The following is a 26,111-nucleotide window of genomic DNA, read 5'->3' as shown; positions in this document are numbered from 1 at the left end:
TTAATCATCCGTATTTTCACTCCGCAGGCATGGATAGGATCATCCGTGTTCCTTCATTCTCTTCACTTTCGACGCTTAACCCGTACTGTTCTCCGAATACCATTTGGATTCTCCGGTGGACGTTCATCAGCCCGATCCCACCTCGATGATAGAGAGAGTCGCCTTCCGTATCCGCCAGCTGGTTCAGGTTCAGCTTCTCGCGGAGTTTATCTAGCCGTTCCCGGGACATCCCTGCTCCGTTATCCTCTACGAGAACGAGAAACCTGTCCCCTTCTATCCTGGCGTCGATACGAATATAATGCCTGTCTTCAATCCCATCGGGAAACGCGTGCTGGAAAATATTTTCAATCAAAGGCTGAAGTGTCAGCCTGACCATCTTGGCCAGCAGCAGCGTCGGCGGAATCACAACATCAATTTCGAATTCCCTGCCGTTCCGGTGCTTGAGAATCGTCATGTAGCTCAGTACATGATTAAGCTCATTGGCAATCGTAATCTCCTCCAGATTGGTCTGGATAGAGTAACGAAGCATGAACGCCATGGCCTCCACTATTTCTGTAATTTCGTCCGAATCCTGAACAACGGCGTAGCATTTAATAGTTTCTAACGTGTTATACAGATAGTGCGGGTTAATCTGCAGCTGAAGTGCCTGAAATTCAGCCTGATGACGCTCCAGGGCCTCCTTCTGGGTTGTAAGCTCCGCTTCATATACCCGCTCGATCATTTCGGACAGCCTGGATACCATAAGATTGTAGCTGTGCATCAATCCCCCCAGCTCATCCTGACGGCCGTTCATCTCAAGCCTGCGCCAATTACCTTTTTCCGTCTGCCTCATGCCCTCCTTGAGAATCAGGATCGGCTTCGTGATGGATCGTCCGAACCAGGTGGCAAGCAACAAAGTACCGATAAGGGTGAGAACTCCTACAACCAGCGTGGTCGTACGAATGGTAGAGATGGGCTTGCGCAGCTCGCCAACCGGTATGGATACCACAAGCTGCCATTTGGAATAATCGGATTTTCTCGACACGAACAAATACTCTTTCCCGTCTACCTTCTCCACAACAGAGTCATTAGGGTGCTGAAATACATTTCGGATGTGACCGGCAGATAACCCTGGATGGTTCTCATTTCCTTCGGGCTGATATAGGAGTTTGCCGAATTCGTCCATGATAAAGAAGGACCCGCCTTGTCCCAGATCAAGAGGTTCCCATATACGGGCCAGGTCTTCTGCCTTGAATTCGATAGCCACTATGCCTTTGGGGTGATAGGATGAGACCCCTCTGATCCGGCGGACCATCGTTATAATGTTCTGATCCCCTTCATTCATCACATTCGTGTTGAGAATGGTGATGCGGCCGCTCTCCGGCGTGTGCTCGCTTAAGAACCGGTAGCGTTCCAGCGGATGGAACTTCAGGCTATACGCCTGATATGAGTTATCGTCGCTAATGGCCTTGCCGTGTTCACCAATAACGTACATCAGGTTAATTTGAGGATAAAGAATGAATAAAGACCGAAATAAATCCTTCTGTATGTCATTTGTATATTGATAATAAGAGTAGCTGTCCTCCGGGTCCATATCCAGGAACTGTTTGACCTGATTGTAGGACAGGATGGAATCGCTGGCCTTTTCATAATTTTGCAAATACAGGTCCGTTTGATAGGACGCGCTCCTGATCACTTGGGCAATGGACTTCTCCGAAGATTTATCAAGCTCAGCCGAAGCCTGAAAATAAGAGATAAACCCTACCATGGCCAAGGATAGAACAATGACGGTCAGAAATGAGGCAAACAGCTTGTTCGACAGGCTCTTTCTCATCAATCAATTCCCAGCCGGTTGCGGTACTCGGAGGGAGCCTGCCCCGTGAACTTCTTGAACGTCTTCGTAAAATGGGGGTGGTCCGCATATCCGACCTCATAGGAAATATCGGTTATCCGATAGCTTGCATCGGCAAGCAGTCTTTTGGCCTTCTCCATTCTGCGTTTAATGCGGTAGTGTACAAAGGTTTCTCCTGTCGAATGTTTGAACAACTGGCTGAAGTAAGAGGCATTCAGACCAAGCACCTCCGCCACCTCCTCCAGCGATACTTCCTGGGCGAGATGTTTTTCTATGAAAGCTTTAGCTTCCTCTATCGGGTCCTTTGCCTTGCCCTTGCGCTTGATCCGAAGCTCTTCCAGTATAGCTGCCGACGCTTCTGCGAAGCAGTGGAATAACTGATCAGGTCCGGATGCTGCGGACAAGTCCAGCACGCTTTTACGGGGTGTGACCGAATTGATATGGAGCCTCTTCACGAGCAAGGTGTAGCCCTCTTCCAGAAGTTCTTTTTGCTGGCTTCGGCTCATCTTCCTCTGGAGGAAGTCCGTTTCCCATTCCTTTAATACAAGGTGAAGCTTCTCTTTATCCAAGGTCCAGATGGCATCATCCATACGCACGACCCATTCATCGAGTTTGGCGACAGAGACAAAGCTCTCCAGCTTCACTCTATTCGCCTCTAATTTGGCGATCACATTTTGAAGGCTCCCTTTGCTTACAGGTTTCAGGAGATATTCTTTCACTCCATAAGACACGCATTGGCGGGCGTATTCAAAATCTCCATAGCCTGAGACGACAACGGTCTGAATATCCGTCTCCATCTCCGACAATCGCCGGCACAGCTCCAGTCCGTCTACCTTAGGCATACGGATATCTGTAAACAGAAAATCCGGCGCTTCCTCCATAATGAGCTGAATTGCCTCTTCTCCATTCTGGGCCAGCTTGATGTTATACGGATGCCCGCCGCATTGAGAGATCATGATAGAAAGTCCCTTTCGAATCATGGGCTCGTCGTCTACGATCAATACACATCTCATCCATGGATACCACCTTCCGATTCGTCTCGCTACATGCGTTTCCTATTCTATCACATTATAATAGATCAGGATTTCACGGAGCCGACCATCATTCCTTTAACGAAATGGCGTTGAAGAAACGGATAAATCATGATAATCGGAATAGTTGCGACAATAATAACGGCCATTTTGATACCCTCAGGCGATGTGTGTGCCAGAGAGCTATAGACCGAAGAAGCCGGGTCAATGCTGATATCGTCCGTCTCGAAGAGCTTCTTCAACATCACCTGCAGAGGCCATAAGGACGGCTTGTTGATGTAATACAACGCGCTCATGTAAGTGTTCCAATGTCCGACGGCGTAGAAAATCCCCAATGAGGCCATGACCGGCTTGGACAGCGGCAGTACCATACTGACGATGATCCGCAGCTCGCCGCACCCGTCGATCCGGGAGGAGTCAATCAGTTCCTGCGGCAGCTGCATAAAGAAGCTTCTCATCACGAAGAAGTTAAATGCGCTGATGGCGCCGGGAATCATGAGTGCCCATAGCGAGTTCATAAGCCCCAAATTCTTAATCAGAATAAAGTTCGGAATTAGGGGGGCGCTGAATACCATGGTGAATAATACCATCATGACGATGTATTTACGCCCTACGAATTCCGGACGCGACACCGGATAAGCGAGAGACGCTGTCGCAATCAGATTGATGGCGGTGCCCAGCACCGTAATATAGACGGAGACACCAAACGCCCGCCAAATGGAGTGATCGCTGAAGACGTACTGATAATTGATCGCCGTAAAATCTTTGGGCAGCAAGCCTACCCTGCCATTAATAATTGCTTCGGAGCTGCTGAAGGACTGGGCAATCACATTCAGAAACGGCAGAAACATAGCCAAAGCAAGGGCGGTCAGAAACAAAAGATTAAACACATTAAATAGATTCTGGCCGCGAGTGTAGCGTACTCTCATCATCCCTACCTCCATAAAGAGCGATTAATACAGCGATTCACCGGTTGTTTTCTTGCTCAAAATGTTGCCGATGAGCACCAGAATGAGTCCCACTACCGACTTGAATAGCCCCACTGCTGTTGTATAGCTGTATTGCTGAGACAGCAGCCCCGCCTTATAGATATAAGTGTCCAGAATCTCCCCGTTCCCGGTATTAAGCGCGTTCAGGAATACCCAGACCCGCTCGAAGCCAAGATCAAGAAATCTCCCGATATGGAGAAGGAACAAAATCATAATTGTCGGTATAAGAGACGGGAGCGTAATCGCCATGGTTTGCTTCCAGCGCCCGGCTCCGTCTACTTCTGCAGCCTCATACAGGTCCGGGTTGATTCCTGCCAATGCGGCCAGGTAAATGATCGTACCATACCCGGAATCCCGCCAAATGCCGGAACTGATCAGAATCGTGCGAATGTATGAATTTTCACCAAGAAAATAAATCGGTTCAAACCCGAAGACCTGTAAAACCTGGTTCACGATCCCTGTTCCTGGGGAGAGAATGCCCAAAGCGATTCCGCTTACAATTACCCAGGAGAGAAAATGGGGCATATACACCACTGTTTGCAAAAAACGTTTGTAAAACACAAGACGGATTTCATTCAGCAGGAGTGCGAGCAATATCGGAGCCGGGAAGGCGAATAGAAGATCATACAAGCCCAGCAGAATCGTATTGCTTAAGATCCGTCCGAAATCCTGGTATTGAAACATGGTTCTAAAGTGCTCAAGTCCCACCCATTCACTGCCTGTGAAGCCTTTAAAAATGTTGTAGTTCTGAAACGCAATAACTGAACCGGCCAACGGAACATACTTAAAAATGATAAAGTACAAAATCCCGGGTATCGCGATCACGTACAGCGCTCTGAATTTCCACATGTTTAAAAGCAGGGACTTTTTCGTATCGGCCTTGTAGTTAATAAGGTCTACCGCAGTTAACTTAGTCTTCATGACCGTTTCCTCCAGGTCCTGTTTTCAACAGGTTTGCCGGAGCATTCTCATCTAGGGGAATTTCCTCAAATTCGACGGTGATGAACCGTTCCTCCCGTTCTATAATCCGGGATAGCTCCCGCGTGAATACAGTGACTATCTCCTCCTTCTGCTCACGCGTTCGGCCTTCGTACATTCTGATCTCAATATGTGGCATCGTCTTTCCTCCATTTCCTCGAATAGTGATTGAATCTATCCTTATTCTACCTACAATAAAGCGCTTGCAATATGGGGTTTCTGTGAGTGTACTTGTGTTTTCTTTAGGGGTTAGCTTCGTTGTTTAAAGGCCAGCCTTCTACCACCACATGTTCACTTTTGAAATAATTGAGACTTACGCTGTCAACGAGATTCCCCTGCAGGGTGATCCCGGTTCCCGCAAGAAGCCGTATGCCGTTCGTATTGCCGGTCAGCGAATTCCCGATCAATTGAACATTCTGCGGGTCACCTTCTCCGATATTATTTGCTTTGCTGTCGCCGGGATCATGCTCAAGCGATACAGCCCAATAATTCGATGAGGTATTATTGCGAATGACATTCTCCTTGATGATCGTGCCCGGACCATTCAAAATCCGAATGCCCTTGGCATCCTCTATGCCGCTTGTATTTTCAATCAGATTACGCTCGATGACTGTATCCGGGGTACCCATAGTTACATTGATTCCTTCTCTTGTATTGCGAATCGTATTGTCATGGATATAGTTGCGTGGTCCTGTCTTACTGTGGTTGCTGGGTGCTGTTCCGCCGGTGTTTCCCAGTCCGACCGCAGCGCCGTAAGGAATATCGCTAATCACATTGCCGTATATCTCGTTCAAATATTCGAGTTCCCCGTGCAGATCGATGGCATCCAGCTTTGTATTCGTAAACTGATTGTCTCGCAGGACATTGTTATGTGCGACAAATTGGATCAGTGCGCCATGCCGCAAATAAGGTCCTTCGAATCGGGAGTCCTCGACAACATTCCAGAGGGTGTCGTTATCGTATCCGTTACGATCCTGTTTGGCTATGCCCTGAATCGACACGCCGTAGCCGGCACCGCCAGGACCTACATCCGTCGCGTTGCGGAACGTACTGCGGCGTACGACAATATCACGGCTGTTGTCGATACGCATGCCCATACGTGAATACTTCTCAACAGTAACCCCATCAACCGTGATGTTGTATGACGGAAGCCCGCCAAAATTCGCGATGGTGATCATACTGTCGGGACCGCCGGCGTCCGGATTGTTCACTTTATGATCTGTCCGGTAGACACCCTTCCAGGTGGAAGTAAGGGTGAGATTGGATATGGACAGATCATGCTGACCGGATACTTTCATAAGCGAACTGTTTTTCACTTTGTTGAGTGACGTTTTGAGAATGGTTGCGGATTGATTTTCGCCGCGAAGATTCACACCAGACTTGAGCTTCAAATTGACAAGGGTATCTAGTGTCGAGTTCAAATTATAAACCCCGGACGGCAAATAGACTTCGTCACCGGGCTGGGCACTGTTTATGGCAGCTTGAATGGCAAGGCCATCGTCTGCATCGTTATCAGCGGGATCGGCATGATAGTTCAGCACATTCAGAACACGGCCGGTTGTCACATGCGGGGAATGAACCGGATGCACTGTTCCATCAGCTTCGGTTAATCCCGGAGCTGTGAACGGGACCGGTTCCCGGGGCGGACCCGGCGTAAAGTTCGGAATACTGGCTACATCACTTGGAGGTGTTATTGTGATACGGTTCTTCACATATTGATCCAAAAAGGCCCACGCCTCGGCGCTTGCCTGCTCAGCCGCCTCGCCGGTGAAGCCGTGTCCTTGTTTTGGCACGATTTTGACATCGACCACTTTCACGCCTGCATTCTTCAATTGATTGGCGAACGTAACGCTATCCGTGTATGGGATCGTCGCATCGGCATCACCATGGCGGATGAAAAAAGGCGGATCGTCCGGTGAGGCATAAGTGCCGGGCATGGCCAGCCGAGCTTGGTCCGGCACAGAGAAGGCGTTATTCCCGCCTAAAAGCGCTTTCACGGATTTGTAGCTATTGGCGAAGTTTGTGGTAAAATCCGCTGGTCCGTACATATCGACAACGGCTTGGACTTGATCGGAATATTGCTGCCAACCGCCATTCCCGCCCAAATCCGGAACGTTTACGACATGTCCTGTATCCAGTGTGATCGTATCACCTGAAGTGATCTGCCCTGTCGTACCGAGCAGCGAGGCCAGATGACCGCCTGCGGACGTTCCCCATACACCGATTCGATTAGGATCCAGATGATATTCTGCTGCATGTGCGCGCAAATAACGAATTGCCAGCTTCACGTCCTGAATTTGCGCCGGAAACGGCGCTTCCGGGGTTAACCGGTAATCCAGTGAAACTCCGATGTATCCCCGCTTGGTCACATAGCTGCAGATGCTGGCAAGGGCTTGCTTCCGGTCTCCGTGGTTCCAGCCTCCCCCATGGATGTATACCATCACCGGCACCGGTGCATTGGGCGTGGTCTTCGGTACGGCTATCGAAGTATAAATTGGACGCGTTCCAGCATTTCCAATCAGCACATCTTCATACAGCTCAACGCCCTCCGGAACCGGAAACGGCTGAGGTTCAGCCGGTGGAGGAATCGGCACCGGTGTCTCTGCATGTACCTGAGTAAGCGCTTGCAATTCAAGAGGGGGACATAACAAAGTCAAGGCCAACAGTACTCTTGTTCCGAATCGAATAGCTTTCCTGCGCAGTCCGTTTCTCAAATGAATTCCTCCCTGACAAGGTATAGGTATTATCAACGCTTATTGTTGCCGGGACAAAATGACACCGTCGTTGTTGTTAAAACGTTCTGTTGCTTCCTTGACGACATCACTCCCCCCTTTCTGCAGCCATTCCTCCACCACCTTCGGATAATCAGAAATTGGCTCCTTACCGTATACCATATTGATCACATGCGTCAATATGACGGGCGGCAGTTTATCTCCCCCTGGAGTAATATCCGGGTTTTTCTGGTAGCCCTGCACCTGGGGTTCGAATTGAATCCCGTCACGGCCTTCACTCGCAAGTACCGTATCGTAGAGCTTCATCAAGTCTTTTCCTTCAGGGGTGAGGCTGAGCGCGCCTTTATTGTAGGTTGTATCCTGTACAAACCACAGCAGGATTTGCCGGAACGTTTCCTCGTCGACCTCATCGGCGGTTTTCGGTCTATTGTAGTTAATCTTGCCGTTTTCTACCGTATAATTTTCCCCTTCAATCCCGAAGGTAAAGAACTTCTCCGCTTCGTCACTGACCATCCAGTTGAAAAACTTGACGATTCCGGCAGGGTCCTTCGCATTCTTGTTGATTAAATAGGCTCTCGGCACCGTACCGACAAGGCGAAGTCCACCCTTCCCATCCGGCCCTGTCGGCGAAGCGATCAGTTTCATTTTCGCGGTAGGTACCTGTTCCTTTAGCTGTTGGTCCCATTGGATCAAAAGATTGGCATTCATGTTCCAGATGCCCGCTTTGCCTGAGAGAATATCGTTCTTGAATTTCGTGGGATTAATCGTAACGAATTCCTTGTTGATCAGTCCTTCGTCAAACATTGTCTTATACGTTTGGATCGTCTTTTGCATATTCTCGATATTCATGAATTTTGGTACGATTTGTTCCCCTTGTTTCATAAAGAAATTGCCAAAGGTATCGTAAGACCCGAAGAACATATCCGAATATACAAAGTCCTCCCGGCCCATATAAGGATTCTCCACACCCATCTTCTTAAAGGCACGCATAACGTTCAGGAAGTCGTCCACTGTTTTCGGCTCTGGCAGCCCCGTTTTTTCCAGAAGATCCTCACGAATCCAAGTCGCCCGGCGTGACGGATTGGACAGCCATTCGGGAATCGCGTAGATGTTGCCTTTCGCATCGGTCTCCTTTTCCCAAGCCTCCTTCGGAACCTTCTTGAGCAGGTCTTGCCCATACTTCTCAAGCAATTCATTAAGGGGCATGAATACTCCGGCCTCCACGGAACCGGCCAGTTGGGGATTCGTCAGCCCGGAGCTTGCTTGAACGACATCCGGAATGTCGTTGATCGCGAACATTTGGATCATTTGCGAGTCAAAATTTTTCTGCTGCATCAAACGGATGTTAAGATCTGTATGGGTAAGTTCCTCCAGCTTTTTAACCCATTTGTCATCATTGATATTCGGATGATTGTCTGCATACGAAATGTTTCCGCTCCGGAACGATATGGAGAAAGCAGTGTTCTTACCCGGATTCTCCCCTGTTTGTTCCTCTTCTCCCTTATTTGAAGTGGAACATCCGTTCATAGAGGCGGCTAATAATGAAACTCCCACCATGGTAAGCATCCAACGTTTCATGTCCATCAACTCCCTGTTACAAAATTTTGGTCAGCGGCACTAGAATGACTAGAACTTTCGGAGCGGCTCGATCACCGGCTGCAGCAGCTTTGCTAATTGCTCACTCATCAGCGTGTGTCCGTAATCCGAAGGATGAATCAAATCGGACGTGAGCGATGTAAGATCGCGCATAATCGCTGCGCCATCCAGCAGATGCAGCTGCGGATGTTTACTGCTTTCAAAGCAATGAAGCAGCGCTTCGTTAAAAATCCCCTCTTGGACATGAAGAAGATGACTTGTATCAAGAAAATAAGTTGCTCGATTCGGGTAAATCGTAGTGACAAAAACAGGTTTGCCGGGATGGTGTCCGATAACCCGGTCCAGCAGGTAAGACACTCTACGCTTAAATTCCTCGGGAGACACGACTGCGCGCATATTGACACCAAGCTCCAGAAACAGGAAATCCCAATCCTCGCGTTCCGCCAGATGATCGGCAACAACTTTCTCGCAGTAACAGGATCCGCTGAGTGCAAGGTTAAGCACATCCACGCCGAGTCTGCGCGCCGTCTGCTGCAAGTATCCATTGAAATGATGCGTGGATCCTGCGCTCTGACTGATGGAAGATCCGTATGCCAGCATCGTAAGCTTCGGTACCTCATCTGGAGTTGGCACGCGCACTTCGCAACCAAATGCATCCACATCGTAGAAGACAGCCCCGAAGCGGTCAAAATGCAAACGCCACACATTAGAGGAAAATCCAGACTGATTCAGCCGTCCGCTCGGCACCTCCGCGAAACGTTCCGGCTGCTCCAAATGCAGGGTGGTTACCGTACCGGCTTGCAGAAAATGCTGGGAATGAAAAAAATCCCCTCTGCATACCACGACGCGGCCATTGCTATCATTCGAGCCGACGGTCACTCTGACATGTTTGGATTCGGTGACAAACCGCAATTCACAGCCGTTCGATTGTATGGCCTTGCTCCGTCCTTTCTCTGACAAACCGGTACGCACTTGCTGCGGAAAACGCTGCAGGTGCAATCCAGATTGATAGGGTTTATGTACCAGCTCCGAAACATTGTGAAAATAAACGCCGTCCTTCTCCATCGTTGCAGCTACACCACCTTAATGATTATGAGTCAGTATTAACTCATATCTGACTTCTAAAGAATCATATAATAACAATGTAAGCGCAGTCAATATGTATTTATGTTTTATATGAGTCTTTTATGAGTCAGTAATTGTAGATGAACAAATAATTCAACAAAGCAAAAAGCACAGGTTCAGAACTGAACCTGTGCCGGAATTTTCAAATCACAATGCACTACTCAAGAGAGCGGAGTCTCCTGATCCATCATGTTCAATGTATCCTCTAACCTGCCGCATAACTCATCGTTATTCAGCAAGCCAGAAACAAACATCATGATATCACGCTGAATGTCTTTTAACTGGCGGTTGCTTAAGCCCAGCTCCGTGACCAGACGATAGGTGGGAAAGATCTCGCGGTATAACTGAAAGCGGGCCGGACGATAACCGGCTTCCTCGCCTTCCCATTCCATTGCCAAACGGTTGGCTGCAATATTCAGCGTCTTGCGCCGAAGCAGCAGTTGCGCCTCATGCGAGGTGAGAAAATCGACGAAAAGCGTGGCAGCATCCTTATTCTGCGATTTGCTGTTAACCGCCAGCCCGTTTATGATCAGCAGCGTATTGGCATTTTGCAGCCTGGGCAGCGGGGCAATATCGAATGCCAGATCGGAATGAAGCAATTGATTCAAGAAGTAATAAGTCGTCATAATCATGGATACTTTGCCTTGCAAAAATAACGCTTCCGCATCGGCGTCGCTCTCGGACAGTACGGCTGGAAATACATCTTTCATGCCGATCAGCTTTCGAATGGTACCTAAACTGTCGATTAGCTTTGAGCCACTGAGCCGGAATTTGCCTTCGCCGTCCTGTTCTGCCTCAAACGTCGTGCCGCTCTGAAGCAGGAACAACGGCCACCGGTTGCGGGAAGGCAAATAAAAATAAAATCCGTACCAATCCTGACCCTCAGCTACCTTCCGACCGTAAGCGAACAAATCATCCCAGGTCCAGCTGCTGTCAGGCGGTGATACGCCGGCTTCTTTAAAATGGTGTTTATTATAACAAAGCACGACCGGAGAATAAATAAAGGGCCGAACGCGATTACGCTCACCATACCGGAACGGATCGGAAAGAAAACGGTAGGTGTCCGGCTGCTCCTCCAGCGGCTCCAGCAGCTCCGTACAGCCTTGCTCCACAAAATCCTGATAATTATTATTGTTCATCAGTACGACATCCATGATTTCCGATTGCAAATGTTCCTTTAGCGATGATGAGTAGTTTCCTGAAGACAACTCGAGCGGCTGAACTTCGATATGCGGATACCGCCTGCCGAACTCATTCAGAAGCTCTTGCATCTCTACAAGCTTTGGGATCGTGTTCACATATCCGAACTTGATCGCCGTTCTGCCCTCCGGCACCGGAGAGAGTACCCGATTGCCAACACGAGGGATTTTCTCAATTAAGCCTTCGTCCACCAGCACCTTGAGCCCGTTGCGCACGGAAGCGTTGCTAAGTCCGAAGCGCACCTCCAGGTCGCTCTCCGAAGGGAGAAAACTGCCGATTGCAATACTCCCGGAACGAATTTCATGCCGCAAGGTTTGAATCATTTCCTCTAACCGAATACGGAAAAATTTCCTGCTATTCCTTTTCTGCATTGGGGTTCCTCGCCATCTTCCGATTAATCGAGCCCATAGGGACAAGTTATACAGTATTCATCATACTGAAATCCTCTGGGAACGACAAGTATCGGAGCTTGCTCCATATCTTAATACCCCATATAACTCTCCAAACCAGCCGGATCTGTAATAACCATCTGCTTGTTTCCAATCAGCTCAATAAGACCCGAATCTTCGAACCTTGAGAATTTTCTGCTAATCGTTTCGCGGGTGACCCCGACATAACTGGCCAGTTCTTCACGAGACAGCGGAAGGTCAATATGAATATGATCACCACGTTGCTTGCCATATTTGTCGCTGAGTTCCATGATCATGTAAGCAATCCGTATTTCCGGATCTTTGGTTGCCAGGCTTTGCGCCAGATTTTCTGTATGGGCCAGTCTTTTGGTAACACTCTTCAACAGCCTAAGCGAAATATCCGGATTATCAGTCATTAGCTGCTCCATATCGGTTCGGGTCAGCAGGCAAATATTGGTCTCTTTCAGCGCATAAGCACTGAAGTTGCTCAGCTCATCGCTGTTAAATATGCTCAGTTCCCCGAAAAAATCTCCGTTCGTCAAGATGTGCAAAATTTGTTCCTTGCCTTCAGGAGTTGTTTTGGATAATTTCACATGCCCCCGCTGAATGATGTACAGCGTATCCGACGGCGCCCCTTCCAGAATTAACGGTTGACCTTTAGTGAACTTACGGTGCTTGATCATGGCGCTGATCCGGGAGAGATCGTCATCGCTCAACGCAGCAAAAATCGGCACCTTGCGGGTACAAGGTTCTGCAGCGTGTTGGCAAGAATGCTCATTCATAACTGTCCCCCCTTTTGTTCGTTTTTTTGTACAACTCCTGCTTCTCTTTAGGAAGCAGAAGACTTTTTGTCCTCAACCGGCGCAAAGTGACTCGTATCCTCACCACATACCGGACAAACCCAATCCTCAGGTAAGTCTTCAAACGCTGTGCCTGCATCCACATCCTCATCGGGATCGCCTATTGCCGGATCATAGATATAGCCGCAGGGTTGGCAGATGTATTTCTTCATCATTATCATCTCCTAAAAAGTTGGTAGTTTAGTTCAATCTGGTTTGTACTTCAGCCATAATTTCCACGATATTGCTCCCGTTGAGATCAATGCCCGTAAGTCTGATGCCTTGCTCGACAGCGGCTTTATATACCAGGGAAGCAGCTGCGCCTTGCCAGGATATCGCCCCGGTAATTGTGTTATCTTTCACATAGATGAGCGTATACGCTCCATTTTCTTCTCCGCACACCGCCATATCGCATTGCCGTTCATCAACGTTGCCTATTGAAAATAAAGAGAGGCCAAAAGCGTTAAACAAGGTCACTGGAACAGCTCCACGATAAACAGTGAGATTGGCGGCCATATTATTGCCGGCAATCCGGCCCTGCTCGATCGCTCCGCCCCACAGTCCTTCCACATGCCCGTTAATTTCAGCAACATCTCCGGCTGCGTACACATGCGGATCACTTGTTTGCATTTGTTCATTTACGAGAATGCCCTGCCGGACTAGAATATTCGAGCCATTTATCAGCGCCGTATTCGGCACGATACCTATAGAGTAAACTACATGGTCGCAGGAAAAGTGAGACTGATCGTCCAGCGTAATTCCGGTAACAAACTCTGACCCTGTAATAGATGCCACCCCTGATTGCAGAATAACCTTAACACCTGATCGTTCGAGGGTGTCCTTAAGCAGCTGTGAGGATTTCTCATCAAGCTGTCTGCCCATCAGGCGGTGAAAAGCTTCGATCACCGTTACCTGATATCCTGCTTCATGCAGCGCCCAAGTGGTTTCGATTCCCTGTACTCCCCCGCCGATTACGGCTACACGGCTGCCATCCTGCAGGCTGTCTTTCAGCCGGTCCGCGTCGTTCATATCACGGAGGGTATGAACATTGTTTAGTCCCGCACCCTCAATCGGTAGCGCGCGGTTCCTTGCTCCCATACACAACAGGAGCTTATGATACGATACACTTTGCCCGTCTTCTGTCTCCACCAGCTGCCGGTCCGGGTGGACAGAACTGATTCGGGTAGAGGTCTTTACGGATATCCGATTATCGCGATACCATTTTTCCTTCTTGATCAGCACCTTCTCACTGTGCAGGTCGGTAAACAGGCCTTTGGTCAGTTTAATCCGGTTGTAGGGCAGTTGGTCTTCCTCTCCGAGGATCGAGATTTCCGATTCTGCGTCTTGATCACGGATCGCTTTGGCAGCATGGACGGCGGCTACTCCGCCGCCGACAATAACGTAATGTTTTGTCATCCTATAATCCTCCTCCCTAAAATGAACTCAGCAGCAAATCCGATACAAATTCAGCCGCATTTTTAATTTTTTGTACTTTCTCAGGCTCTTTAGGGGAAAATCTGATTCTTAAAGGGAACTCCACATGTGTCATCCCTGTGGATTTAATCACATCAGAAGTACTTTGTACCGTCATGTTGGTTCCGTTCAGATAATCCTGAATGACTTCAATGGCTTCACCGCTCCAGCCGTATGAGCCAAAGGCTGCAGCAAGCTTGCCTTCCAGGTTCATGTTTTGCATTTCTTTCAGAATGTTCTCCAGGTTCCCGATCATGTCCGCGTATTTAGTGGAGCTGCCGATAAAGACCGCATCGGCTGAAGCAATGCTGTTCAGAATATCGGCGGCGCTGCTTTTGTCCGCATCCCAGACCTCTGTCGCAATATTATTTTCCTGCAAGCAGTCTTGTATAATTTTGGCCATCTTCTTGGTACTGTTTTTGATGGTGGTATATACAATGGCTGCTTTTTTTCCTTGAGTGGTTTCGCGGCTCAACGTGGCGTACATTTCGATATATTTGCGGATGTCCTCCCGGATCACAAATCCGTGGGAAGGAGCAATCATCCGGATTTCAAGATCCTTGACAGCCTCCAGCAGCGTTCTTACATATCTTCTGTGAGGGTGAATGATGGCGGCGTAATAACCCTGGAAATCTTCCGTGATATCAAACCCGGCTTCATCGCTGAACAGATTCTCCACCGCAACATGCGTGCTGAAGATATCGCAAGGAAATAAGATTTGATCTTCGATACAATAGGTTATCATCGTTTCAGCAGTATGAAGGTACGGTGTTTCTTTAAACAGCAGTGTCTTTCCTCCGATATCCAGCTTATCTCCGTCTTTAACCACCAGGAAGTTCCGGCTATGAAGCTTGTACATTTCCTGCAATTCCGGTACGGCAATCTCGGTGCATACGATTGTGGCATTTGCAGCCTTACCAGCAAGCGCCGCCAATCCACCGGAGTGATCAGGCTCTGTATGGTTAATCACGATGTAATGAATATCCAGAAGATCAATCATTTCACCCAGACACTCGGCATATTCACGTCCGAATTCCATATCTACGGTATCAATGACGGTCGGCTTGCCTGTTTTTAACAGGTATGAGTTATAGGTCGTTCCTTTTGAAAGAACCAGACGGTGAAAGGGAACCTGACGGTTATCGATTTTGCCTATCCAGAAAATATCCTCGGCGATTTTTTTGAATTGTGTACTCATTTCGTTAACCTCCAATGTTTGGTTGATAATGTTTATCAATAACCATATTCTATTATGGCCGCCAAACAAAAAAGAGGATTTGAATCAAATTATGAAAGTTTGAGAAAAGTTCGTATACCTTAAATTTAGACGATTTAAATGAAGTGATTATGCGTAGGGTCACATTTTATATAAAAAAGAAAAAATAAAACCTCTATCCGAGCTTTCGATGTCCCGGAAACAGCCCTTGTTCTGATGTGAATATTAATAACCCATATCCCCCTTCCGCCATATCCTAATCAAAACAATAAAAAGGTGGATAACGATGACGGAAATACAAATAAATGCTGTAGGAGACCTTATGGTCAAACGTCATATTATTTCAGATGCCAAACAAGCTGACGGTACCTATTCGTTCGGCCCCCTGTTCGCAAAAGTAGCTCCTTATCTGAAACAGGCTGATTTGACGATTGGCAATCTCGAAACCACCTTTGCCGGAAACGGGCGGGATAGCCGGAAAAGTCTGCGTTCAAGCGGTCCGATATTCAAGTGCCCAGACGAATTGGCCCCGGCACTTAAGGAAGCCGGATTCGATGTATTAGTAACTGCGAACAATCACTGCATGGATTATGGTACCCAGGGTCTGATTCGCACGTTAAAAGTTCTGGATCATACTGGAATCGACCATACCGGAACATCTAAGTCATTAGAAGAATCCAAGAAAACTCTTATTAAAAACGTAAAAGGGATTACGATCGGAATTCTCTCTTACACGGCAGGAACCAACAGAATTCCTGTACCGGCAAGTCAGCCATGGCTGGTCAATCGGATAGTAACCGATAAAATCATCCGAGAAATTCGAAATTTAAAAAAGAAAGCCGATCTGGTCTTGCTTTATCTGCATTTCGGAAACGAATATAAGTACACTCCAAACAAGCGGCAAAAGCAGCTGGTCAACCTCTTCTTTAAAAATGGCGCAGACATCATCCTGGGATCTCACCCGCATGTTCTTCAACCGTTAGCGGTTCGGGGAAAGAAACAATTCGTTATCTATTCGCTGGGTAATTTTGTTTCAACTAAACTCATGAATATTCCTTATACCCAAAGCAGTATCATTCTTACTCTTAAAATCAAAAAGGATCAAAAAGGAAACACAAGTATCACTAACGTCGATTACATCCCGACCTGCGTAGTTCGTAAAGTGAAAAGCGGCAGAAAAGTGACAGAGGTCATCCCCATCCGCGATGCGTTAAAGCGGAATGCCTCTGATTTAAACACGGGGAAGCGAAATGCCTTAAATAGTATGTTGAAGCATACGGAGACTATCTTAAAGCGGGGGTAGAGCCGTTTTATAATGAACAGTTTCGTCTGTAACATTGCGGATATGCTGATAGCCATCGTTATTATCTAAACAGCGGTAGTCCAGAATTGTATCTCTCGTCCATGGCTGCCGCTGTTTCAATTGGTCATTTGTATATAAAAAAAGCTCACCCTCAAGTGTTAATAATTCCATAATGAATAAGGTCTACAAATTTATTTTCTTTATAGACATGCTGCAATAAAACACCTTCCTTCACCATGCCCGATTTCTGCATAACCCGTCCAGAGCCTGGATTTGAAGCAAAAAATCTCGCGTACACTTTATGGTAATGCTTTTCTGTGAAGGCAAACTCAAGGATAGCTTTTGTTGCTTCGGTCGCATATCCTTTACCCCAGTATTCTTCACCTATCCAATACCCGAGTTCGCCATTTTTGTGTGTTTGGTTATTGGACAGGCCAATAGCTCCATAAAGCTCATATGTATTTTTGTCAGTAATGGCGAACTCATAGGATTTATTATTGTTAAAATTAACCGCTTGTGTTTGAATCCATGATAATGCACAATCAATGGAGTATGGATAAGGTAGAGTTAATGTACTTTTATAAATATTGTAATTATTGCAGAGCTCACTGACTCGTTGTGCATCAGATTCTTTAAAGGGTCTTAAAATCAATCGTCCGGTAGTAAGCGTTCTTTGGGCTTGATTGTACATTGTTCTAATCATCTCCCAGCTTGAAATTATATTACGGGTATTTTCAATTTTCTTCCTGTTTCAATAAAAAATCAATCGGGTAATTCAATTTCGGAGTTATATTCATCTCATTAGATTCAGGCCTTCCAAATAGGAGGTCTATTTTTGACGCACACATTACCTAACCCTTGGAGGCTGCCATGCATCGCGTAAACCTGAACCAGGAACGATACAACCAACAGGTCATTGATCACGCTTCCTTTGGCATCGCCCTTGTTGGGCCAGAAGGTGTGATTTTAACCGTTAACCCCGCCTTTGAACAAATATTTGGCTATTCTAAAGCAGAATTGGACGGCATGAGGTTGGAAGACCTCTCCCATCCCGATGATGATTTTAGAACTATACACGAACTAAAGACGCTCATGGGTGACCAAACCAAAGTACAACTCGAAAAGCGGTTTATTTCAAAAAATGGGGATAATATGTGGGGGTTGCTTTCTCTTAAGCTTTTCAGCGATGAGGCGGACCAGGCATTGTATTACATTTGCCAAATCATTGACATCACCAAGCAAAAAGAATCCGAACAGCGCCTTCAGGAATCAGTTGAGCGGTATACGTCACTCAAAAAATACAACCATGACGCCGTGATTTCCTTTGGCCTAGACGGCCGAATTATTAACGCCAACAGTATGGCGGAAAAGATCACAGGCTACTCCATAGAGGCCGACCTGATTGGGATGGAGCTTTCGAGTCTAATTGGCCACGAGAATGTCCAGAAGATTCTGAAAAGAGCGCTGTACGATGATTCGGTTGAACAGCACATTAATGCGCTTAGAACCAAAAGTGGCCAGATTGTTGAAGTGCTCACCAGTATTGCACCGATTTATGTGAGTAATCAAAATATCGGATTCTACCTCATCTGTAAGGACATCTCTGAACAGCGGCAGTTGTTGCTTGCAAAAGAGGCTGCCGAGTCTACGAACAGAGCGAAAAGTGAGTTTCTTGCGATGATGAGCCACGAAATCCGCACCCCTATGAACGGGGTAGTCGGCATGACGGATATTCTGCTTGAGACTACTAACCTTGATGAAGAGCAACGGGGTTATGTAGAGATCATCCGCAAAAGCGGGGAAACGCTGCTCAATATCATCAATGATATTCTTGATCTTTCAAAAATCGAGGCAGGCCGGACAGAACTGCAAGAGGATTCATTCGATCTTCGCAAATGCATCAAGGACAGCTTCGCCGTCATTTCCATGAAAGCCGATCAAAAGCAAATTGAGCTCTCCAGTACTATAAATCATGATGTTCCGGACTATATCTACGGAGATTGCGACCGTTTGAAACAGGTCCTCCTGAACCTGCTCGGCAATGCCGTGAAGTTCACCTCCAAGGGCAGCATATCGGTAAAAGTGAAGCTGCTAAAGGAATATCCGACAAAGCTGGCCTTTACGGTAACTGATACGGGCATTGGGATTGATCCTATGCGGCTGAATGACATTTTTGAACCGTTTGCGCAGATTGACAGCTTTATGACGCGCAATCACGAAGGCACTGGTCTGGGCCTTGCGATCAGCCGCAGAATCATCGATATGATGGGCGGCGAGATATACGTGGAGAGTGACGGCAAGAGTGGCTCGTCTTTCTTCTTCACCATCAAGCCTAAAAAAACAGCGGCAGTACCCGCTCAAGAATCTTCCTTGTACAAGCACCCTAATACACGGGAAATAAACATTTTGCTTGCTGAAGACAATTACATCAACCAACTGGTGTTAACCAAAACACTTGAAAAAATAGGTCATAGAATCACTACTGTAACAAACGGAATAGATGCAGTTGAAGCAGCACGCAAAGAAAAGTTTGATCTTATTTTAATGGATCTGCACATGCCGATTATGAACGGCTTCGATGCGGTGAAGTTGATAAGAGAAGAACACAAGGAGAACTGTCCCCCGATTATCGCAGTCACTGCCAATGCTTTGAAAGGTGACCGGGAAAAATGTCTTGCTGCCGGGATGGACGAGTATGTCAGCAAGCCTATTAAGCGGGAAGTCATCCTGAAGCTAATTAACGAGCTTGTGAACAGATAATGATAAAGGCATATGATTTGATGTATAACAGTCTGTACGACCTTATCATCTCAGACGTGTCATGATGCCTACCTCGTTATTTGGAGAACTCTATAAAAGTAAAATAAATAACAGGCGCCCTCCTCTAGGAGAGACGCCTGTTATTTATTTTGGCTTCGTTTACCGGGTCATGTCCTGGAAATTCTCTATAAACTCAACTTCTGCTGGAGTAGTACTGCCAGCTCCTCGGCTGTATCCCAAACCATCGGACGGATATCTTGGATTTGTACAAAAAGGTTATCGGCATCGCTGCCGTTTACGGTCCAGATCACCGGAATGTTTAAACCGAGCGCATATCCCGCTGCAAAATACACCTCGGGGGATTGACCGGATAAGTCCGCTATCATCAGTTTACTGTCCGCGATAAGCTCCAAGGAATACTGTTCACGGTTCTGCGTTTTTGTATGTGTAAGCAATCGCGGCAGATAACCGTACTGCTCGATTTTCGGCAACAGTATTTCCAGCCACTCCGTGCGCATATCCCCCTCATCCGAGATGAGAACGACGCAAGGCTTTAATTTTTTTCCTCCGGCGTTCGCAGCGGCTTCACTCCATCCTTTGCCGGTAAGCTTAAACGACATACCTTCCCTGATGAGCAACTGCTCATTGATCAGCTTATCAATGATATAGACCAGCTCTTGCAGATTGGGCGAATAGGTCAAATTATAGCTGCTGGAGAGTGGTTGAATGACCACGGGTTCCTCCGGCCCTTCGGAATGTCTGTACAAATATTGCAGTAGACGGTTTCCTTTATCTTCAATGGTAACGGGTATTTTCGGAGAATTTGCAATCGGCTCTAAGTCGTTGGCCGCAAGAGTGACCTTTTCATCGCAATCGGTCAGCTCGCGGATATAAGCTGATATTAAATGAAGCATATCGCGTTTCTTGGGGTGCGGCAACGAATTAATAGGTTCATAGCTGTCTCTCCGCAGGCTATAGAAACCGCCGGGTGAACAGGCACAGCTAATATATCTATCGTAATCGCCTTCCGGTTTAATGGGAACAATCTCATCGCAGAACAAACAGTGTTTCTTATTCATGACAACTTTTCACCTCTTATTAATTGCTAACCTCTACCTTACCAAGTTTTTTAAGGAAAGTAGACAAGCAGATATTTCCTTCACTGCTGAAAACGGACGTCTATTGATGAACTTATAGTCTATCCTCAGTCGGCGATCATACAAAAAAGACAGCCATCAGGCGGCTGCCTCTTCTTAGTTTATGGAATTAAAGTTTCTGAGTGCCTTCCCCGCTCTTGTGCACTAGGAAGCCGCATAACGTCAGACTAATTGCCACATAGGCTGCGATCATGCCAATGATACCGAACCAGCCAAAATGGCTGTACAGCACCCCGCCGCCTGTACCGCTCACACTAGAGCCTACGTAGTAGAAAAACAGATATAGTGTATTGGCCTGCGACTTATGTTCATCAGCCACCAGGCCCACCCAGCTGCTGGCAATGGAATGCCCACCGAAGAAACCAAAGGCGAACAGCGCAAGGCCGATGATTTTGACCCATAAGAAGGGCTGCAGCGTGCAAAGTGCTCCCGTTAAAATGATGGCAAGGGCTAATCTAATGACACCGGTACGGCCATACCGGTCAGCCAGCCGCCCCATCCAGGTGGAACTGAAGGTTCCCATCAGATACACGACGAAAATGCTGCCGGCCAGTGACTGGCTAAGATTGTACGGTTCACCGGTCAACTCAAAGCCAATATAATTAAACAAGGTGACAAAGCTGCCCATTAGCAGAAAACCTAGCCCATACAGACAAAGGAGCCGCGGATTACGGCATTGCGACCAGAGCAGTGGAATTACCTGGCCCAGCTTGCCTGTCTGCTTCACGAAATGGCGTGAAGGCGGAATCACCCTCCAGAATATCAAAGCCGCTGCCAGACCCAACACGCCTATGACACCGACAGCTGCGCGCCAGTCAAACCAGTCGGTCAACAACCCGCTGATGATCCGGCCCCCCATCCCTCCAATGGAGTTGCCGCTAATGTAAAGACCCATTGCATAACCCAGACTGAGGGGTTCGATTTCTTCCACAAGATAAGTCATTGCTATAGCGGGTAATCCGGCGAGCGCAATGCCTTGCAATATACGCAACAGCAGTAATACGGGGAAAAGCGGGCTAAAAGCGGAAATGACGGCGATCACGGAAGTTGCAACCAGAGAGGCCGTCATAATGGCTCTGCGGCCAACCGCATCGGATATGGAACCGATGAACAGCATGGTCAATGCCATGGATAGAGTGGTGACCGACAAGGTTAAACTGGCTTCCTTCGGCGTGATTCCAAACGCTTCGGTAATTTCCGGCATCAAAGGCTGCAGGGTATAAAGAAGCGCAAATGTGACAAAACCTCCGGCAAACAGTGCAAGACTAATATTTCGGAACGATTTTGAACCCTGCTGAATTTTCATTGCTCCCTACTTTCTTTGCTGGAGAAACTCCGATAGTCGGAACAGGACAGGGTGACCGGAACCCTCCTTGTTATTTGCGGAACAGCTTTCGTTCCATCTGTGTTAAGAACTCGTAGCCGTCTGCTGTCACCACGATCGTATCTTCAATCTGAAATCCGCCTGCACCCAGTTCATAATAAGGAACTTCCACACACAGCACCATCCCTTGTTCCAGAATGCGGTGATCTCCAGGCGACAGAGTTACATCATCGTACAATTCAAGGCCGATGGCATGCCCCACATGCTGGCGCCGGTAATGTGGAATGCCTTCCTTCTGAACTCTGGCTACGGTAGCCTGGAAGACATCAGAGGCTTTTACGCCGGGGCGGATCATTTCAAGCGCCTGCTCCCAGCCGCTGCACACCGCATGAAAGTGCTGTTCCATCCAAGGTGTGGCTTCTCCAAGCACTACAGTCCGGCCTGTATCTCCCCAGTATCCGTCCAACTGAAGGCAAAGATCAAAACGGATCTGGTCCCCCGGCTCGATGACGCGGAAATAATTCTCAATCAGAGGCAGAGCGCTGCGCGGACCCGCACCAACTGCAGTCATCGCGGGGGTGCCCCCTGCTTTCATCACGGCAAGCCGGTAATGGTCGGCCAAATCCTTCTCGTGTACACCCGCGGCGATCAGATCGATTAGTTGCTGCTCAATCGTCTCGTTTAGAACTGCAGACTTCCGCAGACGTTCGATTTCAAATGGGGTCTTAATCTGCCGGATCTGGCGGAACAGCTGGTAGGCTGCTACAGCCTGTCCGCCGGGAAGCCCTGCGGCAAATTTGGCAAGCAGATCCGGAGCGATCCTCATTTCGTCCACTCCTACTGCTTGTCCTTTGAGTCCAAGATCTTCAAGAGCCGCCTCCAACGCTTCAAGCGGCCCCGCATAGGTTGTCGTATTCTGCAGCAAAGCGTAAAAAAGATCGATATCCGGAGTGGATGGTTTGCCTTCGACAGACCCCTCAACAAAGAAATCACTGTACACATATAAATCCGCTCCGGTAATCCCCAGCTGCGCGATTACACCCAACCGGTTGGTAGGGATAATGACACAGGGACGGGTTTCCGGTTTACGCGGCAGTACAGCATAAATTTGCATCGTCCAGTTGCTGGCCCGCAGCTGCGAGCCAAGAATATAGTTGATGTTTTCCGGCGTGGTCGCCACAAGAGCGGCCAGACCTCTGGTTGCCATAAGTTCAGCGGCACGCGGCCGGTTGGCTCCGGAAACAGGATTCGAGATTTGCTTGTCCATCAGGTTCAAGACCTCCTTTTATTCGTTCGGCTGCCGAGCAGTTTTTCCAGACCCGGTGCGGAGCGGATGAGCAGTTTGATTGCAAAAAACAGAACAAGTGCAAAAGCGATAAGCACCATGGACACGACTGCGACCGTAGGATCCTGCCATTTTTCCATGTACAAGAAGAGCTGTATAGGCAAGGTGTAACTTCCCTGACGTAAGATAAGCAGTGCCGTCTCGACCTGATCAAAGGTGAAGACAAAGGCAATCGAACCGGCTAAAACAAGCGAAAGCCGCAGCTGCGGCAATGTGATCGTAAAGAAAATGCGAAACGGTCCCGCCCCCAAATCGGCGGCAGCTTCGCGGTGTGCCGGATTGAGATTGGCGAGAGCGCTGCCAACAATGGACAGGACAAACGGCAGGACGATGACTGCCTCTCCCAGGATCAGGGCAAATAATCCGCCAGCGATGTGCATTTTTGAGAACAAAATCAGATACGCCACACCTAATGTAATCTTGGGCATTACCATTGGCGACATGAAAAAGGCGCGCAACAGTCCCCTGCCCGGAAAAGGATAATGGACAATCGCCAGCGCAGCCATTGTGCCAGTAACCAGTGCCAGCAGAACTGCACCCGCTGAAGACAGCATACTGTTCCGGAAGGCTTCCAGAAACTGCTTCTGTTCACCCAGACGGCTGTACCATTCCAGCGTCAGCCCCTCGGGCGGAAACTTGCTGGAGGCTCCGCTGCTCACTGAGGTCACCAGGATCATCAACAACGGCAGCAGCAGATACAAGCCGACCGCGCCGGCGCATACGTAGAGAATCCATTTGTAATCCCGTGGTTTTTTAGTCATGGGCCTGCCCTCCCGTCCGGGTACGCCGGAACATCAGCCAGTCGGCTCCCTTGTTCACAATCAGGGATACAAGGATTGATGAAGCAAACAAAAAGAGGCTCGCCACGGCCGCCATCGGCCAGTTCGTATCCAATGTCCGCTGATAGATCAGTACCGGAAGCGTCATGACACGCCCACCTCCGATCAGCTGAGGCGTTGTAAATGCGGTCAGGCAGAGTGTGAAGACAATCTGCACCCCGCTCGCAATGCCCCTCGCGGACAAGGGCAGTGTAATGGTTAGAAACGTGCGCCATTTGCCTGCGCCCAGATCATGGGCTGCCGCTTTCAGTGAATCATCGGTTTGGGTAAGCACATTCAAGACCGGGAACACCATAAACGGCAGAAAGATATGTACAAGCGCAACGGTAACCCCGGTCTCGTTATACATCATCTCAAATCCGCTATCCGTCAGTCCCAGTTGCATGAACAACCAGTTCATAAAGCCCTGCTTGGACAACAGCAGCTGCCATCCATATGATCTGACAACAGCACTGACGAGAAGCGGAAGAAACGTTAGCAGCAAGAAGAACTGTTGTATGCCTGGCCGTTTCAGGCCGGCAATACAGTAGGCTAGCGGGTAGGCAAGCAGCAGACTCCATAAAGTTACCTTGGCGGCGACTCGAAAGGTGGTACCTATCAAGGTCCAATAATAGGGGTCTCCCAGGAAAGAACGGTAGGAATCGAGATTCCAGTCCCGGATCAGCCTCCCGTTCTCGTAGAGGTCAAAACTGTACCGGCCGAAGATCAGCAGTCCACCTAGATACACGATGCCCATCAAGGCAAGCGCAGGCAACAGCAGCAGCAGCTGAGCCGCCCAGGTTCGGTTCCCCGGAGAGAACAGCCCCACGAGCTTGCCGGTAGCTTTCATCATAAAGAACCTACTCTTTGAGGTGGTCCATCAACGGGCAGGAGCAGACCGTCTTCGGGATTGAATCCGATTTGCAGCGAGTCGCCCGGAGCATACCGGGCATCTCCCCGCTGAGACAGAGTGCTGGCATGCAGCTGGATATGGCCACCCATATCCAGCGTGTACTTGATGCTTGCACCGCCATATGCACATTCGGTCACTCTTCCTTCCAGCCGGTTGTCGCAGCCACTTGCCGCTTCTCCGATCCGGAGATACTCGTAACGCACGGAGAGTGAACCCGTACTCCCCGCGGGGAGCGGAGGCTGCCCTTCCGGCGGGCGCACGGCAAGCTTCAAGCCGCCGGCTTGAACCCAGACCCGGCCTTCTTCCGCACCAAGTACCTTCACCCGAAGCAGGTTGGTGTCGCCGATAAACTTGGCAACAAAGCTGTCCACCGGCCGTTCGTAGATTTCATCGGGTGTTGCATATTGAAGCAGCTTGCCGCCCCGCATGACACCGATGCGGTCAGACATGTTCATCGCCTCATGCTGATCATGGGTAACGAAGATAAACGTGCCCCCGAATTCACGTTGTATCCTTTTCAGCTCACGCTGCATATCCAGCCGCAGCTGCAAATCCAGTGCTGACAGCGGTTCGTCCAGCAGCAGCACCTCCGGCTTGTTGATTAAGGCGCGGGCAATGGCAACGCGCTGCGCCTGTCCGCCGGATAGCTGGGAGACGGCGCGTTGGCTGTAGTCGCCAAGCTGTACCAGATCCAGCATCTCCTGTACTCGCTGTTTGATTTCGTGCTTCGGGGTATTTCTGACTTTCAAACCGTAAGCGATGTTATTGTAGACATCCATATGCGGGAACAGCGCCAGTTGCTGAAAAATCATATTTGTATTCCGTCCATAGGCCGGAATCCCCGAGACATCTTGTCCCGACAGCAGCACAGTCCCCTCATCAGGCTGCTCCAGGCCGCCGAGAAGCCGGAGCAGCGTAGTTTTCCCACAGCCGCTGGGCCCGAGCAGAGAGACGAATTCTCCCCGTTTCACCTGTAGCGACACCTGATTAACGGCCGTATTTCCCGCATAACGCTTGCTCACATCACGCGTCTCGATTGCAATCGGCCCCACTCCGTCACTCATTGTCCCC

General features: G+C 48.6%; 22 protein-coding genes. 2 read left to right on the top strand and 20 right to left on the bottom strand.

Going from position 1 to position 26,111, the window contains the following annotated elements:
* Nucleotides 1-16: 16 nt before the first annotated feature.
* The 13 genes from NSS79_RS17130 to NSS79_RS17070 form a co-directional block, all read right to left on the bottom strand.
* On the bottom strand, nucleotides 17-1,813 hold the full coding sequence (locus NSS79_RS17130; protein ID WP_342435408.1) for a histidine kinase: 1,797 nt from the start codon (nucleotides 1,811-1,813) through the stop codon (nucleotides 17-19).
* On the bottom strand, nucleotides 1,813-2,844 hold the full coding sequence (locus NSS79_RS17125; protein ID WP_342435407.1) for a response regulator: 1,032 nt from the start codon (nucleotides 2,842-2,844) through the stop codon (nucleotides 1,813-1,815). The genes NSS79_RS17130 and NSS79_RS17125 overlap by 1 nt, the downstream gene beginning before the upstream one ends.
* 65 nt (nucleotides 2,845-2,909) lie before the next feature.
* The gene (locus tag NSS79_RS17120) at nucleotides 2,910-3,794 is read right to left on the bottom strand and encodes a carbohydrate ABC transporter permease (protein WP_341093201.1); all 885 of its coding nucleotides are present in this window, start codon (nucleotides 3,792-3,794) and stop codon (nucleotides 2,910-2,912) included.
* Between the two features lie 21 nt (nucleotides 3,795-3,815).
* Nucleotides 3,816-4,772 carry an ABC transporter permease subunit gene (locus NSS79_RS17115; RefSeq protein ID WP_342435406.1) on the bottom strand — a complete coding sequence of 319 codons (957 nt, stop codon included), beginning with the start codon at nucleotides 4,770-4,772 and terminating at the stop codon, nucleotides 3,816-3,818.
* Nucleotides 4,762-4,968 carry a tautomerase family protein gene (locus NSS79_RS17110; protein ID WP_342435405.1) on the bottom strand — a complete coding sequence of 69 codons (207 nt, stop codon included), beginning with the start codon at nucleotides 4,966-4,968 and terminating at the stop codon, nucleotides 4,762-4,764. Before NSS79_RS17110 ends, NSS79_RS17115 begins: the two co-directional genes overlap by 11 nt.
* A 103-nt stretch (nucleotides 4,969-5,071) precedes the next feature.
* Complete coding sequence (locus NSS79_RS17105) at nucleotides 5,072-7,543, bottom strand: alpha/beta hydrolase fold domain-containing protein (protein WP_342435404.1); 2,472 nt, start codon at nucleotides 7,541-7,543, stop codon at nucleotides 5,072-5,074.
* Nucleotides 7,544-7,582: 39 nt separating this feature from the next.
* Nucleotides 7,583-9,139, bottom strand: coding sequence for an extracellular solute-binding protein (locus NSS79_RS17100; protein ID WP_342435403.1), 1,557 nt, complete (start codon nucleotides 9,137-9,139; stop codon nucleotides 7,583-7,585).
* Between the two features lie 48 nt (nucleotides 9,140-9,187).
* Nucleotides 9,188-10,222 (bottom strand): SGNH/GDSL hydrolase family protein, encoded by a 1,035-nt coding sequence (locus NSS79_RS17095; RefSeq protein ID WP_342435402.1) that lies wholly within the window; start codon nucleotides 10,220-10,222, stop codon nucleotides 9,188-9,190.
* Between the two features lie 221 nt (nucleotides 10,223-10,443).
* Nucleotides 10,444-11,853 carry an extracellular solute-binding protein gene (locus tag NSS79_RS17090; RefSeq protein WP_342435401.1) on the bottom strand — a complete coding sequence of 470 codons (1,410 nt, stop codon included), beginning with the start codon at nucleotides 11,851-11,853 and terminating at the stop codon, nucleotides 10,444-10,446.
* 110 nt (nucleotides 11,854-11,963) lie between these two features.
* The gene (locus NSS79_RS17085; protein WP_342435400.1) at nucleotides 11,964-12,674 is read right to left on the bottom strand and encodes a Crp/Fnr family transcriptional regulator; all 711 of its coding nucleotides are present in this window, start codon (nucleotides 12,672-12,674) and stop codon (nucleotides 11,964-11,966) included.
* A gap of 47 nt (nucleotides 12,675-12,721) precedes the next feature.
* Nucleotides 12,722-12,904 carry a rubredoxin gene (gene rd / locus NSS79_RS17080; protein WP_342440391.1) on the bottom strand — a complete coding sequence of 61 codons (183 nt, stop codon included), beginning with the start codon at nucleotides 12,902-12,904 and terminating at the stop codon, nucleotides 12,722-12,724.
* Between the two features lie 28 nt (nucleotides 12,905-12,932).
* Nucleotides 12,933-14,147 (bottom strand): FAD-dependent oxidoreductase, encoded by a 1,215-nt coding sequence (locus NSS79_RS17075; protein WP_342435399.1) that lies wholly within the window; start codon nucleotides 14,145-14,147, stop codon nucleotides 12,933-12,935.
* Between the two features lie 16 nt (nucleotides 14,148-14,163).
* Nucleotides 14,164-15,402, bottom strand: a complete 1,239-nt coding sequence (locus tag NSS79_RS17070) for an FprA family A-type flavoprotein (protein ID WP_342435398.1) — start codon at nucleotides 15,400-15,402, stop codon at nucleotides 14,164-14,166.
* 304 nt (nucleotides 15,403-15,706) lie between these two features.
* On the opposite strand from NSS79_RS17070, the gene NSS79_RS17065 reads away from it, so the two are divergent.
* Nucleotides 15,707-16,723, top strand: coding sequence for a CapA family protein (locus NSS79_RS17065; protein ID WP_342435397.1), 1,017 nt, complete (start codon nucleotides 15,707-15,709; stop codon nucleotides 16,721-16,723).
* A gap of 151 nt (nucleotides 16,724-16,874) precedes the next feature.
* On the opposite strand, the gene NSS79_RS17060 is transcribed toward NSS79_RS17065, so the two are convergent.
* Complete coding sequence (locus NSS79_RS17060; protein ID WP_342435396.1) at nucleotides 16,875-17,414, bottom strand: GNAT family N-acetyltransferase; 540 nt, start codon at nucleotides 17,412-17,414, stop codon at nucleotides 16,875-16,877.
* 179 nt (nucleotides 17,415-17,593) lie between these two features.
* Here NSS79_RS17060 and NSS79_RS17055 point away from each other — a divergent pair, with 179 nt between their 5' ends.
* A complete protein-coding gene (locus NSS79_RS17055) occupies nucleotides 17,594-19,483 on the top strand; it encodes a PAS domain S-box protein (protein WP_342435395.1) in 1,890 nt (629 codons plus the stop codon).
* A gap of 185 nt (nucleotides 19,484-19,668) precedes the next feature.
* Here the strand turns inward: NSS79_RS17055 and NSS79_RS17050 are convergent, their stop codons facing one another.
* The 6 genes from NSS79_RS17050 to NSS79_RS17025 form a co-directional block, all read right to left on the bottom strand.
* Complete coding sequence (locus tag NSS79_RS17050; protein ID WP_342435394.1) at nucleotides 19,669-20,562, bottom strand: hypothetical protein; 894 nt, start codon at nucleotides 20,560-20,562, stop codon at nucleotides 19,669-19,671.
* A gap of 187 nt (nucleotides 20,563-20,749) precedes the next feature.
* A complete protein-coding gene (locus NSS79_RS17045; protein WP_342435393.1) occupies nucleotides 20,750-21,946 on the bottom strand; it encodes an MFS transporter in 1,197 nt (398 codons plus the stop codon).
* Nucleotides 21,947-22,016: 70 nt separating this feature from the next.
* Nucleotides 22,017-23,231, bottom strand: coding sequence for a Xaa-Pro peptidase family protein (locus tag NSS79_RS17040; RefSeq protein ID WP_342435392.1), 1,215 nt, complete (start codon nucleotides 23,229-23,231; stop codon nucleotides 22,017-22,019).
* A 5-nt stretch (nucleotides 23,232-23,236) separates the two neighbouring features.
* Nucleotides 23,237-24,070 (bottom strand): ABC transporter permease, encoded by an 834-nt coding sequence (locus tag NSS79_RS17035; RefSeq protein WP_342435391.1) that lies wholly within the window; start codon nucleotides 24,068-24,070, stop codon nucleotides 23,237-23,239.
* Nucleotides 24,063-24,980 carry an ABC transporter permease gene (locus tag NSS79_RS17030; protein WP_342435390.1) on the bottom strand — a complete coding sequence of 306 codons (918 nt, stop codon included), beginning with the start codon at nucleotides 24,978-24,980 and terminating at the stop codon, nucleotides 24,063-24,065. The genes NSS79_RS17035 and NSS79_RS17030 overlap by 8 nt, the downstream gene beginning before the upstream one ends.
* A complete protein-coding gene (locus NSS79_RS17025) occupies nucleotides 24,977-26,104 on the bottom strand; it encodes an ABC transporter ATP-binding protein (protein WP_342435389.1) in 1,128 nt (375 codons plus the stop codon). Before NSS79_RS17025 ends, NSS79_RS17030 begins: the two co-directional genes overlap by 4 nt.
* Nucleotides 26,105-26,111 lie beyond the last annotated feature (7 nt).

It is taken from the genome of Paenibacillus sp. FSL L8-0436, from assembly GCF_038593025.1.
Classification (GTDB): domain Bacteria; phylum Bacillota; class Bacilli; order Paenibacillales; family Paenibacillaceae; genus Paenibacillus_AQ.
The sequence above is the reverse complement of the archived record's forward strand: the minus strand, read 5'-3'. Positions and strand labels throughout refer to the sequence as shown.

Coding starts and splice junctions, on each gene's coding strand:
- NSS79_RS17040 (WP_342435392.1), bottom strand. CDS start 23,231: ATGGACAAGCAAATCTCGAATCCTGTTTCCGGAGCCAACCGGCCGCGT.
- NSS79_RS17050 (WP_342435394.1), bottom strand. CDS start 20,562: ATGAATAAGAAACACTGTTTGTTCTGCGATGAGATTGTTCCCATTAAA.
- NSS79_RS17055 (WP_342435395.1), top strand. CDS start 17,594: ATGCATCGCGTAAACCTGAACCAGGAACGATACAACCAACAGGTCATT.
- NSS79_RS17035 (WP_342435391.1), bottom strand. CDS start 24,070: ATGACTAAAAAACCACGGGATTACAAATGGATTCTCTACGTATGCGCC.
- NSS79_RS17030 (WP_342435390.1), bottom strand. CDS start 24,980: ATGATGAAAGCTACCGGCAAGCTCGTGGGGCTGTTCTCTCCGGGGAAC.
- NSS79_RS17045 (WP_342435393.1), bottom strand. CDS start 21,946: ATGAAAATTCAGCAGGGTTCAAAATCGTTCCGAAATATTAGTCTTGCA.
- NSS79_RS17090 (WP_342435401.1), bottom strand. CDS start 11,853: ATGCAGAAAAGGAATAGCAGGAAATTTTTCCGTATTCGGTTAGAGGAA.
- NSS79_RS17115 (WP_342435406.1), bottom strand. CDS start 4,772: ATGAAGACTAAGTTAACTGCGGTAGACCTTATTAACTACAAGGCCGAT.
- NSS79_RS17100 (WP_342435403.1), bottom strand. CDS start 9,139: ATGAAACGTTGGATGCTTACCATGGTGGGAGTTTCATTATTAGCCGCC.
- NSS79_RS17025 (WP_342435389.1), bottom strand. CDS start 26,104: ATGAGTGACGGAGTGGGGCCGATTGCAATCGAGACGCGTGATGTGAGC.
- NSS79_RS17075 (WP_342435399.1), bottom strand. CDS start 14,147: ATGACAAAACATTACGTTATTGTCGGCGGCGGAGTAGCCGCCGTCCAT.
- NSS79_RS17060 (WP_342435396.1), bottom strand. CDS start 17,414: ATGTACAATCAAGCCCAAAGAACGCTTACTACCGGACGATTGATTTTA.
- NSS79_RS17065 (WP_342435397.1), top strand. CDS start 15,707: ATGACGGAAATACAAATAAATGCTGTAGGAGACCTTATGGTCAAACGT.
- NSS79_RS17095 (WP_342435402.1), bottom strand. CDS start 10,222: ATGGAGAAGGACGGCGTTTATTTTCACAATGTTTCGGAGCTGGTACAT.
- NSS79_RS17110 (WP_342435405.1), bottom strand. CDS start 4,968: ATGCCACATATTGAGATCAGAATGTACGAAGGCCGAACGCGTGAGCAG.
- NSS79_RS17120 (WP_341093201.1), bottom strand. CDS start 3,794: ATGATGAGAGTACGCTACACTCGCGGCCAGAATCTATTTAATGTGTTT.
- NSS79_RS17130 (WP_342435408.1), bottom strand. CDS start 1,813: ATGAGAAAGAGCCTGTCGAACAAGCTGTTTGCCTCATTTCTGACCGTC.
- NSS79_RS17070 (WP_342435398.1), bottom strand. CDS start 15,402: ATGAGTACACAATTCAAAAAAATCGCCGAGGATATTTTCTGGATAGGC.
- NSS79_RS17085 (WP_342435400.1), bottom strand. CDS start 12,674: ATGAATGAGCATTCTTGCCAACACGCTGCAGAACCTTGTACCCGCAAG.
- NSS79_RS17125 (WP_342435407.1), bottom strand. CDS start 2,844: ATGAGATGTGTATTGATCGTAGACGACGAGCCCATGATTCGAAAGGGA.
- rd (WP_342440391.1), bottom strand. CDS start 12,904: ATGAAGAAATACATCTGCCAACCCTGCGGCTATATCTATGATCCGGCA.